This window comes from Bacteroides sp. 51 (genome assembly GCF_010500965.1).
GTDB lineage: Bacteria > Bacteroidota > Bacteroidia > Bacteroidales > Bacteroidaceae > Bacteroides.
In genome coordinates this window covers 98,073-115,832 of record NZ_QVMI01000005.1, presented here as the reverse complement: position 1 = coordinate 115,832, position 17,760 = coordinate 98,073, and the positions used below count along the sequence as shown (strand labels likewise).

At 42.6% G+C, this 17,760-nt stretch carries 8 protein-coding genes; all 8 read right to left on the bottom strand.

Annotated features, from left to right (window positions below; all coding sequences use genetic code 11):
* Positions 1-518: 518 nt before the first annotated feature.
* The 8 genes from D0T87_RS06310 to D0T87_RS06275 all read right to left on the bottom strand — a co-directional run bounded on the left by D0T87_RS06310 (position 519) and on the right by D0T87_RS06275 (position 17,759).
* On the bottom strand, positions 519-2,876 hold the full coding sequence (locus tag D0T87_RS06310; protein ID WP_163173914.1) for a sugar-binding domain-containing protein: 2,358 nt from the start codon (positions 2,874-2,876) through the stop codon (positions 519-521).
* A gap of 155 nt (positions 2,877-3,031) precedes the next feature.
* Entirely contained in the window at positions 3,032-4,774 is a 1,743-nt protein-coding gene (locus D0T87_RS06305) for a RagB/SusD family nutrient uptake outer membrane protein (protein WP_163173912.1), read from the bottom strand.
* Between the two features lie 12 nt (positions 4,775-4,786).
* Positions 4,787-7,804, bottom strand: a complete 3,018-nt coding sequence (locus D0T87_RS06300) for a TonB-dependent receptor (RefSeq protein WP_163173910.1) — start codon at positions 7,802-7,804, stop codon at positions 4,787-4,789.
* Between the two features lie 406 nt (positions 7,805-8,210).
* The gene (locus D0T87_RS06295; protein WP_163173908.1) at positions 8,211-10,844 is read right to left on the bottom strand and encodes a glycoside hydrolase family 3 C-terminal domain-containing protein; all 2,634 of its coding nucleotides are present in this window, start codon (positions 10,842-10,844) and stop codon (positions 8,211-8,213) included.
* Complete coding sequence (locus D0T87_RS06290; RefSeq protein WP_163173906.1) at positions 10,844-12,877, bottom strand: alpha-glucuronidase; 2,034 nt, start codon at positions 12,875-12,877, stop codon at positions 10,844-10,846. The genes D0T87_RS06295 and D0T87_RS06290 overlap by 1 nt, the downstream gene beginning before the upstream one ends.
* Positions 12,878-13,063: 186 nt before the next feature.
* Positions 13,064-14,398: a family 43 glycosylhydrolase gene (locus tag D0T87_RS06285; RefSeq protein ID WP_163173904.1), complete on the bottom strand. Its 1,335-nt coding sequence runs from the start codon at positions 14,396-14,398 to the stop codon at positions 13,064-13,066.
* Between the two features lie 34 nt (positions 14,399-14,432).
* Complete coding sequence (locus D0T87_RS06280; RefSeq protein ID WP_163173902.1) at positions 14,433-15,695, bottom strand: glycosyl hydrolase family 8; 1,263 nt, start codon at positions 15,693-15,695, stop codon at positions 14,433-14,435.
* 99 nt (positions 15,696-15,794) lie between these two features.
* Positions 15,795-17,759, bottom strand: coding sequence for a RagB/SusD family nutrient uptake outer membrane protein (locus tag D0T87_RS06275; RefSeq protein ID WP_163173901.1), 1,965 nt, complete (start codon positions 17,757-17,759; stop codon positions 15,795-15,797).
* Position 17,760: the final 1 nt, after the last annotated feature.

Here is a 17,760-nt window from a genome sequence, read left to right as displayed (position 1 = left end):
TTATAGCACTTTTAGACACAACACACAAAGCGCTAATTATCAGACAACTAAAATCAATAAAATATAAAAAAAAGAGAAGTAAGCATAAAGGCTTTATAAAAATAGATACGTGAAAATATCTAAAATTCCAAATTAAATTTTGAAAAGAAATAAAACCTAATTTACCAGATAAAACAAGGGTGTTTTCAGCAAATAGAAATGCTATTCCAGGAAGTAAAATGAAAGGGATGGAGTTTTTATTCTATGTACTAATAATTAAAGGGTCGCCCAAAGGAAGTTTTCGATATATAATGAATCTAAATTCAAAACAGTAACACAGGCTTCTGCATTTTAAATAGTGGACATTTATCTTTTTATCGGATATATTTTACACCGACAACACCTCATATTGCGTACTACAATATAGGGTGTTGTCGGTGTAGGATGCGGACATTCTTTAAAAAAACGTACACATTCCCATTTTGAACTGAGGTTGGCTCAAAGGAAGATTGTCGTAATAAGGTACGCAGATTTAAGTTTTACAATTTACTTTCAATCTCTACCTTGTATTCCTCGTCTATTCCATCTACTTTTATATGTACAAACATAATTCCAGACTTGCGGGTGGATTGTACCACTACCAACGCTTTACCAAAGTAGGTATTCAACTCATTGCCTGCCCATGACTTTTCACGTCGCAAATCACCATTGTCCATACCCAAAAACCGGCCTTCGCCTTTGATGGTAACAGTTATTTTACGATTATCGGTCTGTACCAGATTACCGTCTTCGTCGAGCAAACTTATTGTGATGTGCGACAGATCTTGCCCATCTGCTTTTATTTGTGATTGATCGGCTTTTACTACGGCTTTCGAAGTTTCTTTTGAAGTTACCAACTGGTAGGTTGCTACTTGTTTTTCTCCATTATAGGCTTTGGCCTGGAGTTTACCAGGCGTGTAGGGAAGATACCAGACAATAGTATTGTTTGTAAAATCTTTAGTATGTTGTTTTCCCATCAGCTTATCGTTCAGATACATTTCCACGCTTTCGCAGTTGGTAGTAGTACGTATTTCCATAATCAATCCTTCGTAATTTCGGGGAAAATTCCAATGAGCAACCATTTTGGGCCATTGCCAGAGGTCTCTTCCGTGATCGATATCAAGCGATTGATCCATAACGGCTATGCGAACCATGGGTTCGGGATTCCATTTGGCACGATGATAAGCGGCACGGGGTTTCTCGAACATACAAATGTCGAACAACCCGTTGGGCCAGCCTTTGCTAGGCCAGTTTGCAGCTTCACCCAGATAATCGACACCCGACCAGATGAATCCGCCAGCTACGAAATCGTTGCTTTCGACAAGTTCCCAGGGATTAAGCGGGGTATAACTACGTATCCGGCCTTCTTCGCCCCGGAAATAGGGCAATTCTTCGGATACCAACACGATGCGATCAGGGTATTTCGCCCGCTCACCGATCATTCGTGCTTCGAGATAGTTGTATCCGGTAACATCGGTTACTCCTGCAAATTTTGCCTGGTGTCCGTTCTGTGCTGCCAGCATGGTTAGACGACTAGGCTCCATCTTTTTCACAAAATCACGCAACATACGCGCGCGCTCCACACCTGTATCGGTGTCATCCCACGCTTCCTGCAATTCATTTCCAATACTCCATAGTATGACGCTGGGGTGGTTACGGTCGCGTAGAATCATGTCCGCTATATCGCATTGCCACCACTCATCGAAGTATTTTTCGTAATAGCCCGATTTCCATTTGTCGAACGCTTCGTCGATAAATACAAAACCCATCCTGTCGCACATATCAAGAAACTCCGTAGGGGGTTGGTGATGTCCGGCACGAATTGCGTTTACTCCATATTCTTTGAGTATTTCCAGCTTGCGTTCATTCGAACGGTTGGGCACAGCCGTACCCAGATTACCACCATCGAAATGCAGGCAAACGCCTTTGAGTTTGACGTGATTATCATTCAGAAAGAATCCTTTGTCTTTGTCGAAAGCAATAGTTCGAATACCAAAGGTTGTATGATAGACATCTGCCACTTTACTTCCGGTTTTTACGGTTGTTTCCATCGTATAAAGTGTTGGCGATTCGATATCCCACAGATGCGGAGTGTTTACCAGCATGTTTTGTTTTACATCAGCCTTCTCACCTGCCCGAATATTAATTTTTTCATTTCCGCTTTTGGCAACTTGTTTCCCCGAAGCATCGAGAATGCGTTGCAATACGGTAACAGTTTGTTCTTCCCGATCGCTATTGGCAATGGTGGTTACAATATCAACAGCAGCTTGATCCTCACTCACTTTTGGTGTTGTGATATACGTTCCGTAAGTTTCAACACGAACCGGATTGGTTATCTGCAACCAAGCATGGCGATAAATTCCAGCTCCGGCATACCAGCGAGGCCGATCTCCGGTGCAATTTACACGAACAGCAATTGTATTCTCCCCACCCAAATTCAGATAAGGCGTCAAATCGTATTCTATACTGCAAAATCCGTATGGACGAAAACCTAGATGCTCCCCATTGATATATACATCACTTTGGTGGAAGATTCCATCAAAAAGCACGGTAACGATTTTATTTTTGTAAGAGACTGGTATTTTAAATGTTTTCCGATACCAAGCAATACCTCCAGGTGTAAATCCAGAAGAACCTCCGACTTTTCTATCAAATTCATCGTACCGATTCCAGTCATGCGGCAACTGTATATCTTCCCATTGCGCATCAGGATAATCGGATTGAGCGTAATCTTTGTTATCACTTTTGGAAAACTTCCAGTCAAAATCAAAATCCTCCTTGACGCGTATCTGTTTTTGGGCAGATACACTTAGTGTGAGAAATAATAAATTGATTAAAGGGAATAGTATTCTTTTCATACATTTACGGAAATTATTGTTTCAATATACAGATTTATTTTGAGCAAATAAAGGAGTTGACGGAAATTCGCCAACTCCTTTGGTACCCCTAACCTAATGTTAATAAAAAACCATTCCAATCTTTTTACCTATGTCTACTAATATGGGGTTAAATGCTACTTATATCCGGGATTCTGTTCTAGCACAGCATCTTTATTTGCTTCAATAACCGATTGTGGAATAGGATACAGTGTATATGTTTCCTGAAAATCCTTCTTATCTGCCGAGTATCCTGAATTGTAATATGGATTCAGGTTCTTTACCCTGTTATAAAATTCGCCTGTGCGTGACAATGTAAATCTTCTCTTTTCTTCCATTCCGAACTCTCTTAAACGTTCATCAAGGATATAATCTATATCTACATCGGCAGCACTTACATCTGATGCATTTGCACGGCGTCTTACCACATTGATGTCATCAGCAGCTTTGCCTTTTTCATTCTGTTTCAAATAAGCCTCGGCACGTAGCAAATAAGCTTCCGACAGGCGGAACATATATTGGTCTGCATACGTTCCACCAGCTGTACCTTTGAGTTTACCTGTTTCTTTATTTTCATACAGTGCGTCCGGATGGTCATAGGGTGTAGTACATTTAGCCTGATAACCAAACATAGAATGGTTAGGTAATTGATCCGGATAATCGTCACTAATTGTGGTAAATGTTACTCCGGTAGGTAAATTAGGATTCATCACATCAAATTCCTCGCCTACAAGTGTTCCATATTTGCTAATGAAATCAGGATTGTTGTATTTAATTTTCCTTACAAAGTTATAGTTGGAATTTCTGATATCATTTGTGTAATCACTTTCCCAAACGGTTGTGTAAAAGTGAGGTGCAGGAAAATAAATACCAATACCGCGACCACCGGTATAATCACTATATTGCCATAGGAATGGCTCAACCTGTGTTCCATTAATTACAAACCGGAAGTGGTTAACCTGAGGTGCAGCATGTCTTTCCAATAAATAATTACTTGGGGTATCCCAGAAATAAGAAGAAGTACTTGAACCACCTCCCGTTATATCTTCCTGAAATTGAATAACCCAAACACCTTCCGTATTTCCTGCGGAACGATTCTGATTGCCTCTGCGGAACAAATCAGAATAAACGTCGCCAGCCAAATCAGTTTTTCTTCCAAAGCGTGTTCTCATTAAATCTAAAGCGGGATGGTCGATTACTTCAGTTGCAGCTTCTGCCGCTTCTTTATTTTTATTTACGGAAAGATACAACTCTGACAGCAGAAAATAAGCTGCGGATGAACTGATTTCACCATCTCTGACAGCTGTAATATCATCCAGATTCTTAGCTGCGAAATCTACATCATCAATAGCCTGTAGCAGAACCGTCTCTTTTGTTTCTCTGACATAGTCTGTTTTTGGAGAGGATAATTCTTCTAATTGCAAAGGTACTCCACCAAACAAATAAGCCAATGTTCTGTAGGCAAAACCTCTGAAAAATTTTGCTTTAGCTTCATATTTTATTTTCTGGGCATCGGTAAGTTCTGAAGAGGGCAAGCGACTAATTACTACATTGGTTTGCGCGATGAGTTTATAAAGGTTATCCCAATGTGTTTTAATTGACCCGCTACTTGGATTCAGTTCCGTAGCCAGGTTAGAATGTTTTCCGCTTCCTCTCGTCATGTCGGTCCCGGAGTAATAATCCAAACTGGTACCCTGATTACAATAGAATTCAAAGCGAACTAAATAGTAGAATTCAACCACGGATGCATCAAAGTCAGCAACTGTAAGATATGAATTCTCACCACTCATAAAATCTAATGGCTTTTCAGATAAGAATTTATCTTCATTACAAGCGAATAATAAAGTGGCAAAAAGCGCCATATATATATATTTTCTCATACTGTTTTACTATTAAAATGAAATATTAATACCACCAGTGAAACTTTTCATAACAGGTCTGTTACCATAACTACTTCCTGAAACGTGCTTACCATGATCGTCTGTATATTCAAAATCTGGTTCCGGATCCCATCCATTCCAATTGGTAAATGTAAGCAGGTTCTTGCAATTGAAGTAAACATTGATTCCATCAATCCCTATTTTTGAAACAAATGATTTAGGTAAATCGTAACTCAATGTAACATCTTGCAAACGAACAAAACTTCTTTTTTGGTATAAATAAGGGGTAATTGTACCGGCTATTTCAGACCTCGAATAGATTCCGCCCGGATTATTAGGCGACCAGAATTTATCGACCTGATCAGTAAAACGGTTATAGCGTACAGCGTTATCACTTCTTGTTACAGAATCAGAGTTTCTACCAATACCTCCCTGAACTGAGTTAACAAAGAAGCTTAAGGAAATACCTTTATAGCTGAATTTATTCATGATACCAAACCGGTATTTCGGATCGGTTTTACCCAGAATTGTTTTATCGTTGGTAGTAATTCCTTCAACGCCATCGGTATCTACAATACGGTAATTACCCGGATAGAATCCGTCAGGGATATCGTCACCGATCTGATAAATTCCATCTACTTTGTAGTCGTAGATCGCAGAAATGGATTGGCCGATAAACAGTCCACTGGCTGTTAAATCATCTTCTTTTCCATCGCCATCGCTATCCAATCCGGTTAATTCGATGATTTTGTTGGAATTGGACGAGATATTGAAAGTAGTACTCCATTCAAAGTCTTTGGTGGAGATGTTCCGTGAGGTTATCGTAAATTCAATACCTTTATTTCTTATCTTACCCACATTGGATGAAATGGAGGTGAATCCCGTGATGGAAGGAATAGTCACATCGTAAAGCAGATTATTGGTTGTTGTTTGATAAAGCTCCAAAGAACCTGTAATACGGTTGTCAAATAACGCATAATCGAGACCAAAGTTCAAACCTGCTGTTTTTTCCCATTTAAGATTTTTATTAGCTAACGATGTCAGTTCCTGGCGAATATCACCGGTAGATGCATTGTCACCGAATATATAACCTATTTCAGAATCCACCTTTGCCAGTGAAGCGTATCTTGACGTCTGATTACCGCTGATACCATATCCTCCACGTAGTTTCAGGTAGTTGAGCCAGGAAACGTTATAAAATGCCTCTTCGGATATGACCCATCCTAATGCCACTGATGGAAAAATAGCCGTTTTATTATTGGCCGCAAATCCGGAGAAACCATCACGTCTTACTGTGGCAGTAATGAGATAGCGATTATCGTATTTATAATTCAAGCGAAACATTTGATATAAGAGGGTTTCTTTCCATGCTTCGGATTTTACAAGTTGTGTATTCCCCTGTTGCAAGCTATTGTATCCTAACACCAATCGACTGAATGTATTGGATTCTGCTCGGGTCTTACCATATTTACGACGAATAGCGCCATATACAAATGTGGCATTTACACCATGTTTCCCAAAATCATTGGCATAGTTGAGAATGTTATCAAAGGTATAATCATAATAAGTTGAGTGTTCCTTATAAGCCTGTCCTTTTCCACTCTGACCGTATTTGCTGGCATAATGGTGTTCGTTGATACGATAGTTATTACCAAAGTTAATGCGATAGGTCAATCCTTTAAGCGGCAATTGAAACTCAGAATACAGATTGCCGAAGAAAAAATTATTACGATCATAGTCATCTACCAGGGTTCCATGATATGGGTTTTCAACAGCGGTTTCCATAGGATAAGCAATCAGATTACCGTCTTTATCGTATGGAGATGCCATAGGCGACATCTGGGTAAGATATGGCAAATAAGTCTGGGCTCCATCTTTATTCACGAATGAGCCAAAAGCCTGTATACCTGCTTTCCACCATTTACGAGGTTGAGTATCGAGATTGACGCGAATGCTGTTTCTGGCGAAATCATCATTTTCAATTATATTCTTTTGCGTGGTATTTCCTAAAGATATTAAATAAGAAAGTGCCTCAGTACCTCCTGAAATACTGAATTTGTTTTCGAAAATTGAACCGGTACGGGTGAACGCATCCCACCAATCAAAGTCGGTAGTAGCAATATTACCTTCACTATCTCTATGATAAGAGTCAGGCAACCAATCTATTAATTTAAAGTTTGGATCGTCTTTTGTATAACCCGATTCCTCAGTATATGCCTTGCTCCACAAAACTTCTTTATCCCACGCAAGAATCTGCTCACGATTCATTGTTTTCAGATTATTGGTAGGACTTTGGAAACTGTAAGAAGACGAGAAATTGATCTTGGCTTTTCCTGCTTTACCTCTTTTTGAAGTAAGCAATAAAACACCATTAGCAGCCTGGGCTCCATAAACAGCTGTGGCACTAGCATCTTTCAACACGTCTACAGACTCGATGTCGGCAGGATTGATAGAAGCCATTGAACCGTTATAGATGATACCATCCAGCACAATCAATACACTGGTATTACCAGAAATCGTGTTCTTTCCACGAATAGAGATACTTGGATTATCCCCTGCTTGTGCGGCCTGCCCGATATTTAAGCCGGGAACCGTTCCTTGCAGAGATTGCATCAGATTGGTATTGGGAGATTTCTCAAAGTCTTTAATATTGGCACTGACCACGGCACCGGTCAGATCCGACTTCTTCAATGAGCCGTAACCAACCACAACTACTTCATCCAGTAGTTGACTATCTTCCTGTAAAGTGACGTTGTAAATAGCTTTACCTAACGCAAGCTCCTGAGATTTATATCCTATAAATGATATTTGTAATGTTCCGTTTTGTGGTACTTCTAACTTAAAATTACCATCCAGATCGGTTATGGTACCTATTAAAGTTCCTTTTACCTGAACACTGGCACCGATAATGGGATCACCCAAAGCGTCTGTTACAGTGCCTGTAATATTCCGGTTCTGCGCAAACAGCTGTAAATTACATAGTGTAACTATAAAGAACACTAATAATAGTTTTATACTTCTTTTATCCATGTTTATCAAAGATTGACTGGGGTTAATGTTTTGAATGAAAATTTCACAAATTGCGAAAGACTCGCGAAGAATGCATCATCCGGTGTTTTCCATAAGCAAAAAAATAGTGGTTAAACATAGCATTAATTGGTTACTCAAATCAAGTTAAAAAATAATCCTTAGCTCATCAATAAGGAAAATTAAAAAACTGACTATAGCTTTTTATCACATACAAAAATAGGGCTCTTCACGATAACCCTTTACTACTTTTGAATACGATTATTGCATTTTTAGACATAAGAAGTATTCCCCTGAGAACTAAGATATTAAAATAGAACTATTTCTTTATAGGTAGTCTTTCATCAAACTAATTTGCAAAAATAGATATCGGAGGCATATCTATTTTTGCAAAATTCACGATGGGTGTTTATTCTATAGAGATATCCAGCTGCTTTTGTCCCGACCCGACAGAAGTTCCACCATACATTACCGTATAACTTCCGGGTTTAACAACCAAACCATTTATTGCTTCATCATAAAACTCAAATGACCCGGAGTCGAGTTTCAGTTCCACCCGTTTGGTTTGTCCGGCCTCCACATTCACTCTTTGGAATGCCCGGAGAGATTTTACAGGGGCTTGCTCATCACCGTTCCGTTTCACATACACCTGAACGACTTCATCTCCTGAGCGCGCGGATGTATTTTCGACCGGAATAGTGATGGTTACTCCTTCTCCGCCTTTAACGATTTCTGCACTGAGTTTAGCTTCGCCATAGTTGAAGGTAGAGTAGCTCAATCCATGTCCAAACGGATAGAGAGGAGCTTGCTGCATATAGCGGTAGGTACGGCCTTGCATATCATAATTTTCAAATCCTTGACGCAAGGGGTCGTTATGTTTGGAAAGTCCATTATCCAATTGGCTGAGTGTTTTATAAAAGGTGATTGGGAGTCGCCCTGCCGGATTATAATCTCCGAACAAGACATCTGCTACGGCAATTCCGGCGGCTTGTCCGCCATACCAGGCACATAGCAAGGCATCATAGTTTTTCTCGTCGGCTTCCAAAGCCAGTGCGCTTCCGGTACACAATACGAAGATAACGGGTTTGCCTGTTTTCTTCAGATCGGCCAGAATACGTTTTTGCACGCCGGGCAAATCAATGGATGTTTTATCTCCTCCACGGAACCCTTCGGCATTGACCGGCATTTCTTCTCCTTCCAACCGGGGAGAAAGCCCGCCTGCATAAATAATCGCATCCGCGTCTTTCACTTTTTCAACCAGTGCCGAGAATTCGATAGGTGTTCGTTGGTTTATATTCAAGCTGATTTCCACATTTCTTTTGCTCTGCGCCTGCTCCAGTTTAATCTCATACTTCTGTCCTTTTTGTACGTTGGCCATGTGTACAAGAGGAGCGGCCTTTCTGTTCTGTGAAAGTATTTGTTTATTGTTCAAATAAACTTCGCATTTCTCAGATGCTTCTACCGCTATTTCAATTTCGCCTGTATAGGGCGCCACAAATATTCCGGAAATACGGGTAGAAGTGTTTTCCATATTTACACCTTGGGCCAGCGCCGTGCCGCCGGAACTGTTATAATTAACACCTACTGAATTCACCAATGTGGCGGCAGGCTGGCCTTCTAAACTATTATTATTAAAAAACTCCACTTTCATGCCTTGTGATCCGCTGGCCTCACTCAGGAAATTACTGTAAAGCGATGTCCGTACCCAGGGGTCGACCAGCTCGCAACCTTTCTCATAAATAACTTCTGTGTTGGGAAGTTTGGCTTTAATTCCATCCAGTATGGTTACTGTGGAAGAGGGAAAACCGCTGTAGTTTCCCCAAAGCATGGTGCTGTCGGCGGCGTTTGGGCCAATTACGGCTATGCGTTTGATATCTTTATGCAATGGCAGTACGCTGTTGTTTTTCAACAATGTCATGGATTCATGTGCCACTTTGAGAGCTTGTTCGCGGTGTTTCTGAGAATCAACCATGGAATACGGATAATTGCTCCAGGGCACCATTTCCTGTGGGTCGAACATGCCCAATTCAATCCATCCGCGAAGCACGCGCCGAAGAGAGGAGTCTATCTGTTCAATGGTCAATAGTCCGTCTTTCAGGGCTTCATTGAGGTATTTGTACGAATCGCCACATTCCAGGTCGGTAGAGTGAATAACGGCATCTGCCACCGCTGTTGTAGGATCGGGATGTGTTTCGTGTGCTCCTTTGTTGAAGAAATCGTTCATTGCCCAACAGTCGGTTACAATTATCCCATTGTATTTCCATTGATTGCGGAGAATATCGGTCAACAGTTCATTGCTTCCACAGCAAGGCTGTCCATTGAAAGCGTTATATGCACACATCACTTCCTGCACATTGGCTTCCTGTACCAATGCTTTAAATGCCGGTAGATAGGTTTCCCAAAGATCTCTGTCGGATACGACGGCGTTATAGGAATGCCTGTTCCACTCCGGCCCGCTATGTACGGCATAGTGCTTGGCACAGGCGTGTGTTTTGAAATACCGGGGATCGTTGCCTTGTAATCCTTTTACGGCAGCCACTCCCAAACGGGTGGTCAGGTAGGGGTCTTCGCCGTATGTTTCCTGTCCGCGGCCCCAACGAGGGTCGCGGAAAATATTGATGTTGGGTGTCCAGAAAGAGAGTCCGTAATAACGTCCTCTGTTGTCTTCCCTGAGCGCTTCGTTGTATTTGGCACGGGCTTCATCGGATATGATATCGAAGGTGTTGAAATGTTCTGTTTCGTTCCAGGTAGCGGCCATGCCTATGGCTTGGGGAAAGACGGTTGCCAGACCGGAGCGGGCTACTCCATGCAGGGCTTCGTTCCACCAGTCGTATGCCGGAATGTCCAACCGGGGAACGGCCTGTGATGCATTCATCATCAGCCCGATCTTTTCCTCCGGGGTAAGGAGTTCCAACAGGTTATCAATACGTTCTTCTACCGGCAATTGGGGATTGCGGAAAGGGTACTCGTAGGTTTTGCCACAACCGGACAAACAGCAAATCAACAGCGATACGCATATCGCTCTCCATACATTCTTCTTCATTATTTATAAATTCTTATATCGGGTCTTACTTTTTTTATTTCTTCCAGGCTATAGGCCGAACGTTCAATGTCGTAGGGTATGGGCAGGTTTGAATAGGTTTGGAAATAAAGCAGGCAACCGTCTTTCCACCATACGGCATCGCGGGCATGCAATCTTAATTTAGCCTGCACCTCCTGAAAACGCTGCTCGTCTACGTAGGGCTGCATGCTATCCCATATTTTTTGATATTCCCTGACTTGTTTCACGCCTGCATCGTACCGATAGCAAAGTTCATCCCACATAGTGCGTCCATTCTTCATCTTGTACTTCCAGGGTACATGATGAAACCAGAGGATAAGATTATCGGGACAGGTTACTATGTTTCCATACGTATCATCAAGAGGAGGAAAATATTGAGCGACGGCGTTGCTTCCGGTTTTTGTGCGGTCGAAACCTAATCCTTCCGCATCGGCATTGTGGTAATACCTTGATGTCCAGTCGCGACGTATATGCAGTTGTTCTTCCCAAGGGCCGGGACCGTAATGATGGTTGGACGAAAAGATATGGTGTAGTCCTAAAGGCATCATATAATCCACGCAGGCTTCGCGGGAGGTAAGCATCATTTCTTTTACGGGTTTTACGAAGGCTTCATCCGGGGTAAAGGTCATTTTTATCCACTCGTCGGCTATCTGTTCGGAAGTGAGCTGATGATTCCAGGCTAACCGCCCAAAGGTGTACCAGTTGGATTGCGCGAAGTGGTGCCCGCACCAATTTACATCATCGCCGGTATTGACGACTCCGGAAATGGCGGTAACTTTGGCGGGACGCAGTGTGCCGTCTGTTATTTTGGCTACGGTAGAGCCTGACCCGTCGGAATAGGTATCGCTATCGAGAACTTCTTTAAATAAAGGGGCAAGGAATACCAGGTGATTGGAGAATCCAAGATACTCTTGTGTAATTTGAAATTCTACCATTTCAGCTGTCTTTTTCAAAGAGCCGAAGAGCGGATTGAATGGCTCCCGGGGTTGAAAGTCAACGGGACCGTTTTTTATCTGGATGATTACATTATCGCGGAATTGCCCGTCTAAGGGCATAAATTCGAGGCATGCCTGTTTAGCCCGGTCGTCTTTAGTGGGGCTATACACAAAGGCGCGCCACATCACAATTCCTCCATAAGGTTTTAGCGCATCGGCAAGCATATTGGCTCCATCGGCATGGGTGCGCCCGTAGTCTTGCGGACCGGGCTGGCCTTCGGAATTGGCTTTAACCAGAAACCCGCCAAAATCAGGAATGAGACGGTAGATTTCTTTCACTTTGTTTTTCCACCACGCGCGTACTTCTTTATTCATGGGATCGGAATCGGGCAATCCGTCCAGTACTTTGGGGGAACTGAAGTTGGCAGACAAGTAAACTTTGATGCCGTATGGCCTGAAAATATCGGCCAGCGCTTTTACTTTATGAAGGTATTCTCCGGTCAGAATTTGGGGAGAAGCATTGACGTTGTTCAGTACCGTGGCATTGATGCCGACGGATGCATTGGCTCTGGCATATTCCTGATAACGGGGGGATAGCTTGCCGGGCAGTTCTTCCCATTTCCACAGTGACCGCCCTGCGTATCCGCGTTCGATGCTGCCATTGAGATTATCCCAATGGTTGAGTATGCGTACGTCATAAGACGGGATTTCTTCGATATACAGGTTTTCGGTATCCACTCCGGTTTGCTGCAATCTCAACAGATGATATGCCGCATACAGCAAGCCGGCATCTTTTCCGGCGGATAGGCATATTTTGTCTTTATCACTTTGAATGATGTATCCGTCTTTTAAGCGCTTAAGTTTCTTATCCAGACGCAGTTCAACGGGTTTTCCGTTCCAATGGCTTGCCAGTTCTTTTTCAGCGATATCCATTGTTGGGCTCCGGTGTGTAGTTATTATCTCTTTTGACTGTTGGGGTTTGTCGGAGAAGCGCAACCACAGGCGACTGCCATCTTCTGCCCAAGCCAGTAAGGGTAACAGGCTAAGAATTAAAATCGAGATTTTCACTTTATTCTTCATGGTTTGATTCTTTTAGGTGTCATTGATAATCAGATCAATAGGAGTACCACCATTCTCTTTGTGGTGAGAAAAAAGTATCTCCATAGAGAGACATTTGTATCTTAATTGAAAGAAAAAAGTATCTCAATGGAGAGAAAAAAGTACCTTCTTAATGATACGTAACTCTCTCCATAAAGATAAAATATACTATTCGAAACTTATCCAGTCTACTTCTAAGGGTTGGTTGTTTAAGGATACTACAAATAGATTCCGGATTCCTTTTATTTCTTTGATGACAGGTGATTCTATGAGCAGAGATCTTTTAAGTTCGGGAAGTTTAATTTCCGCAATAACCGGTCCTTCTTTGTGTTGAGTCCGAACCTGTATGGTTCCTCCATCACGAGCCATTACTTTTATTTTTAAAAGTTTGGGACTTATCTTCCCGAAATTAACCGAATTATATTGTATCCAGCTATTCTTTTTATTAAAAATAGTCTTCCATCCTTCAAATTTATCGGCGGCATTCACAAAATCGATTTTAGCGCCATCGCCAATATCGCTATAACGGTCTAATTGGATTTTGTCTGTGGCCTGTGTTACGCCTACACCCCGCAAGGTAGGTTTCACTTTTTGAATGGTACCATCGGAATTAAAAAAGAGCGAATCGATGCGTGCCGATCTGTTTTTGTCAAACTCCGGGGAGTAGTCGTTGTGATGATAGAACAGGTACCATTGTTTTTGGTATTCAAGGATTGAATGATGATTTGTCCAGCATGCCGATGGCCACTGATCCATGATGAGTCCTTCAAACTGAAAGGGTCCCATCGGTGTAGATCCTGTGGCATAGGCCAATGTTTCCGTTTTGTCTTGCACCCACGGAAAGGTGAAATAGTAAACACCATTGCGTTCAAACACAAAGGGGCCTTCCATAAATCCCTGGGGGAGATTCTCTATCTGAGAGGGCTCCGAGGCAAGTTCGGTCATGTTGTCTTTTAGTTTTGCGACAAACATTTTGCCTCCTGCACACCAGTAAATATAGGCTTGGTTATCTTTATCTATAAACACGCAGGGGTCAATACCCTTTACACCTTCAATAGGACTTGCTAGTGGGGTAAATGGGCCATAAGGTTTATCGGCAATGGCCACTCCTACGGCGAATCCTTTTCCGTCGGCCGCATCACGAGGCGTGGAGGGAAAGTAGAAATAGTATTTCCCATTGCGGGTAACGCATTCCGGTGCCCACATGGAATATGAATCCGGCTGCACCCAGGGTACTTCGTTCTGCGTGACAATGACGCCATGGTCGGTCCAATCGGTCATATTCGCGGAGGAGAACACATGGTAATCGGCCATGCAAAACCATTTTTCCAGTCTCTCTATGGGGCTTGGAATATCGTGTGAAGGGTACAGATATATTTTCCCGTCGAATACCCGGGCTGTGGGGTCGGCCGTAAACTGACCGGAAATTATGGGGTTCTGTGCCATTAATGTGTAACTCACCACCAAGGAGAGAAACAGTACTAAGCCAATTCTTTTCTTCATAATTGATGTTTTTTTAAGGAAAAACGGATGTATATCACCTTGGGAGTATGACTCTGTAATTACCACTTAAATGCATAAAGGAAAACAGTTGTAACAGACCATCGAAGTAAGCGTCGAAAAAGCCATCTGCGTAAGGTTCGTTTTTTGCTTCCCAAAATTGACGGATAAATTCGCGACTTTTAGAGTGAGTACATACCAATGACACGGCGGCCGATGTAGCCACTAATCCAAGTGAATGCCTGAGGTTCTTTGCATAATCGCCGGCGCGTAACGTATCGGCAACCATGGTTCCGTCTATATTATATTGATCAACGAAAGTGGTTAAACCTTGTTGATAAAGGAAGTCCTGTATTTTATTGCCATAGGCTTGTTGCCACTCCTTGTCGGCGCAACTCCACGAGTAATCGAGAGCTATGTTCATGGGCACTCTCCAGGAATCGAACCGGAACGCTTCGCCTACCAAGCCTCGTGGTGTTTTGAATGGTGTTCCGTCATAATTGGAGTAATCCGGATTTAATCCCGTTACCGGATGAACGGTGGTGTGTAAATAGGCACGGCTCTTTTCAGCGCATTCGCGCCAAAGGTCGGCCCGTCCGTCGTCGGCCCAGCGGGCCCATACTTCGTAAAAGGCAGGTATGTGATAGGAAGGATCGGTAAAAGTTGCTCCCCATTCGGTTGGCACAAACGTTATAAGTTTGTGTTCCAAGTTGATGAGGTTGGTTACGCCGTCTGTTCCATCTTTTTCCATAGAACAGTTCAGGATATATTTTGCTTCTTTCAGGTAGTCGATGCCTGTATCATTGCCCCAGAGGTTGGATGCAAAGATCAAAGCTGTAATAAAATAGAGTTCGCCGTCCGATGCGGGTCCTTGCGCCCTGCGGGTGCCATCTGTGTGGCAACTCCATGCAAAGTAGCCTTCCATGGGGCCATCGTGATGTTGCATATACTTTTGGCTCCAACGCCACAAACGGTCGAATATATCTTTCCGGCCAAATTGAACGGCAATCATCATTCCGTATGACATTCCTTCGGAACGCGCATCGTGGTTTTTGATATCGGAAACGTATCCCAACGAGTCTCCGACTTCAAAATAGATTTTATCAGGACCTTCGAAAAGATTGTAGAATATCTGATTTAATTTTGCGTCTATTTCTTGTTGGGGATAGCCAACTTCGGCAAATAAATTACGGTACCGGCGGGTTTCAAAAGCGCCTTTATCCCACGGTTTTTGTTCTTTGTTGCAGGAACATAAAACAAATGGAAGAATAAGGATAGAAAATAAATATCTAATTTTCATAATATACAGATATAGTAATGGCGTTCCTTCTGTTTCAGATAAAAGTAGGATGAAAACACAGGCGCTTTCATCCTACTTGGTTTTTAGTAATTAAAACAATTAATTATATCCCGGATTCTGATAAGCTGCTTTTTCTTCGGCAGTCATCTCCATACCATCTATTTGTCCTTGTGGAATGGGGCGTAAATAATGATAAGGTTGAATATTGCGCGTCACCGTTACGGCTGTATGGTCTCCTCTGTCCGATCCGCATATCTCATAGGTTCCGGCAATCTCTGCCCACTTTTGAGTACGCACCAGATCGGCCCAGCGGTACATTTCGCCAAAATATTCACGAGAACGTTCTTCCAGAATATAGTCGATAGTTATGGTTGCCGGTGTGGCAGCTATCATTTGCGCACTATTATCCTGTATTTTCTCTACATTACCATTATTATCCCAACGCCATTTTCCGGCACGCGCGCGAAGAACGTTAACCAGTTCTCTTGCACTCTTACCGCTTTGAGTCGTTGCGCCCTTTACCGCAGCCTCAGCTGCAATCAGGTAAAGTTCGGAAAACTTGGCAATATTGAAAGGGCGTGTACTACCGGCATTTGGATATCCTAATCCACTTCCATTGTCGGTACGATAAGTACCCAATTTCCAGAGTCCTGGATAATTAAGTCGACTTATGCCTCGCGGAGATACGACATAGTCTGCTCTACCAGGCAATACACCAACACCCACATTGCTGTCATACGGATCGTTAGAGTAATCAATAGGTGTTACTGGCTCTTCATCAAGGAAAGTCAAAATAGCATCGCCTGATTCTACAATCATATTATTTGCATTATATGCTCTTTCTATGCCACTTAAGGAACTGTTTTTATTCCAGTTCGCACGATAAACAGTAGTAAAAGTACCATCATAACGAGAGTCATTCGTTTTATCTGCAAAGGTTTTTTCGAATACGCCAATTGTTGGAGCCATACGTGTCCAAGGACGTCCCAGATGCTGTTCCGCTTCGCGTTGAACAGAGTTTATCTTTTCGTCCCAACTTGTACTTGTAGCGCTGGTAATCTGCGTATAATTCCATTGCACCATCCAACCAGCGTTGTTCATGTAAGATCCGCCGTCTCCGCTTGTTATTTGAGATTCATTGTAAACCTCATTTGATTCGGTATGGTCGGCATAAAGCAATATTTCATTATTGCGATCATTCGGAGCCCAATTCACATCATAATAGGTTTCCTGTAAGCCAAACGGTCCGGGGTTTTCAATAGCAGTAACAGCCATATCATAGGCTTGTTGGAAGTACCATTGTGCATCGTGTCCGTCAGGATCGGTTCGCGGACATTCCGGATAGGTTGGAATGTTATTGGGATTTTCCAGCCACCATCCATAGGTCAGGTATGCCTTTGCCAAATAAAAGCGAGCCACTGTTTTTGTCAATCCTCCGGTTACCCGACCAGTTTCCGGCAAGTCGGTCATGGCTGTTTTCAAATCAGGGAATATGGCTTTAGTATAAACCTCAGGCACAGTATTACGGGTAGATACACGGACGGGAGATGTATTGAAAGCCAGTTCACCGGCTCCTAAATCTAAAGGAACTCCTCCAAATGTTTGTACCAACATGAAGTAATCAAAGGCACGGAAGAACCGGGCTTCGGCGATCAATGCATCCGAAAGTCCTACCTCTGTCGCGTTTTCAATGATTCCACTGGCAGTGTTTATATAAGGATAGGCGGTACCCCACAATACATCCGAACGGCTACTAGTAGGAGTAAGCGATCCAACTCCCGAATAGTCCATGTCTTTAAAATTAGCGTCAGCGCTTTGTGCATGAGTATTCTCATCCGTTCCGGTTTGGCAAGCATTATAATAATAAGGCTGTCCATACATATTACGCAAATGAGCATAAAGGGCTGTCAATCCACCGTTTACTCCTTTTTCTGTTTTGAAATATCCGGGTTCATACATACCACGTGGCTTTTCATCCAAAAAGTCCGAACATGATGTCAATACCGATAAAAATAACATCATGGCAACTGTGCCCAACAATGTCTTATTAAATATATTTTTCATC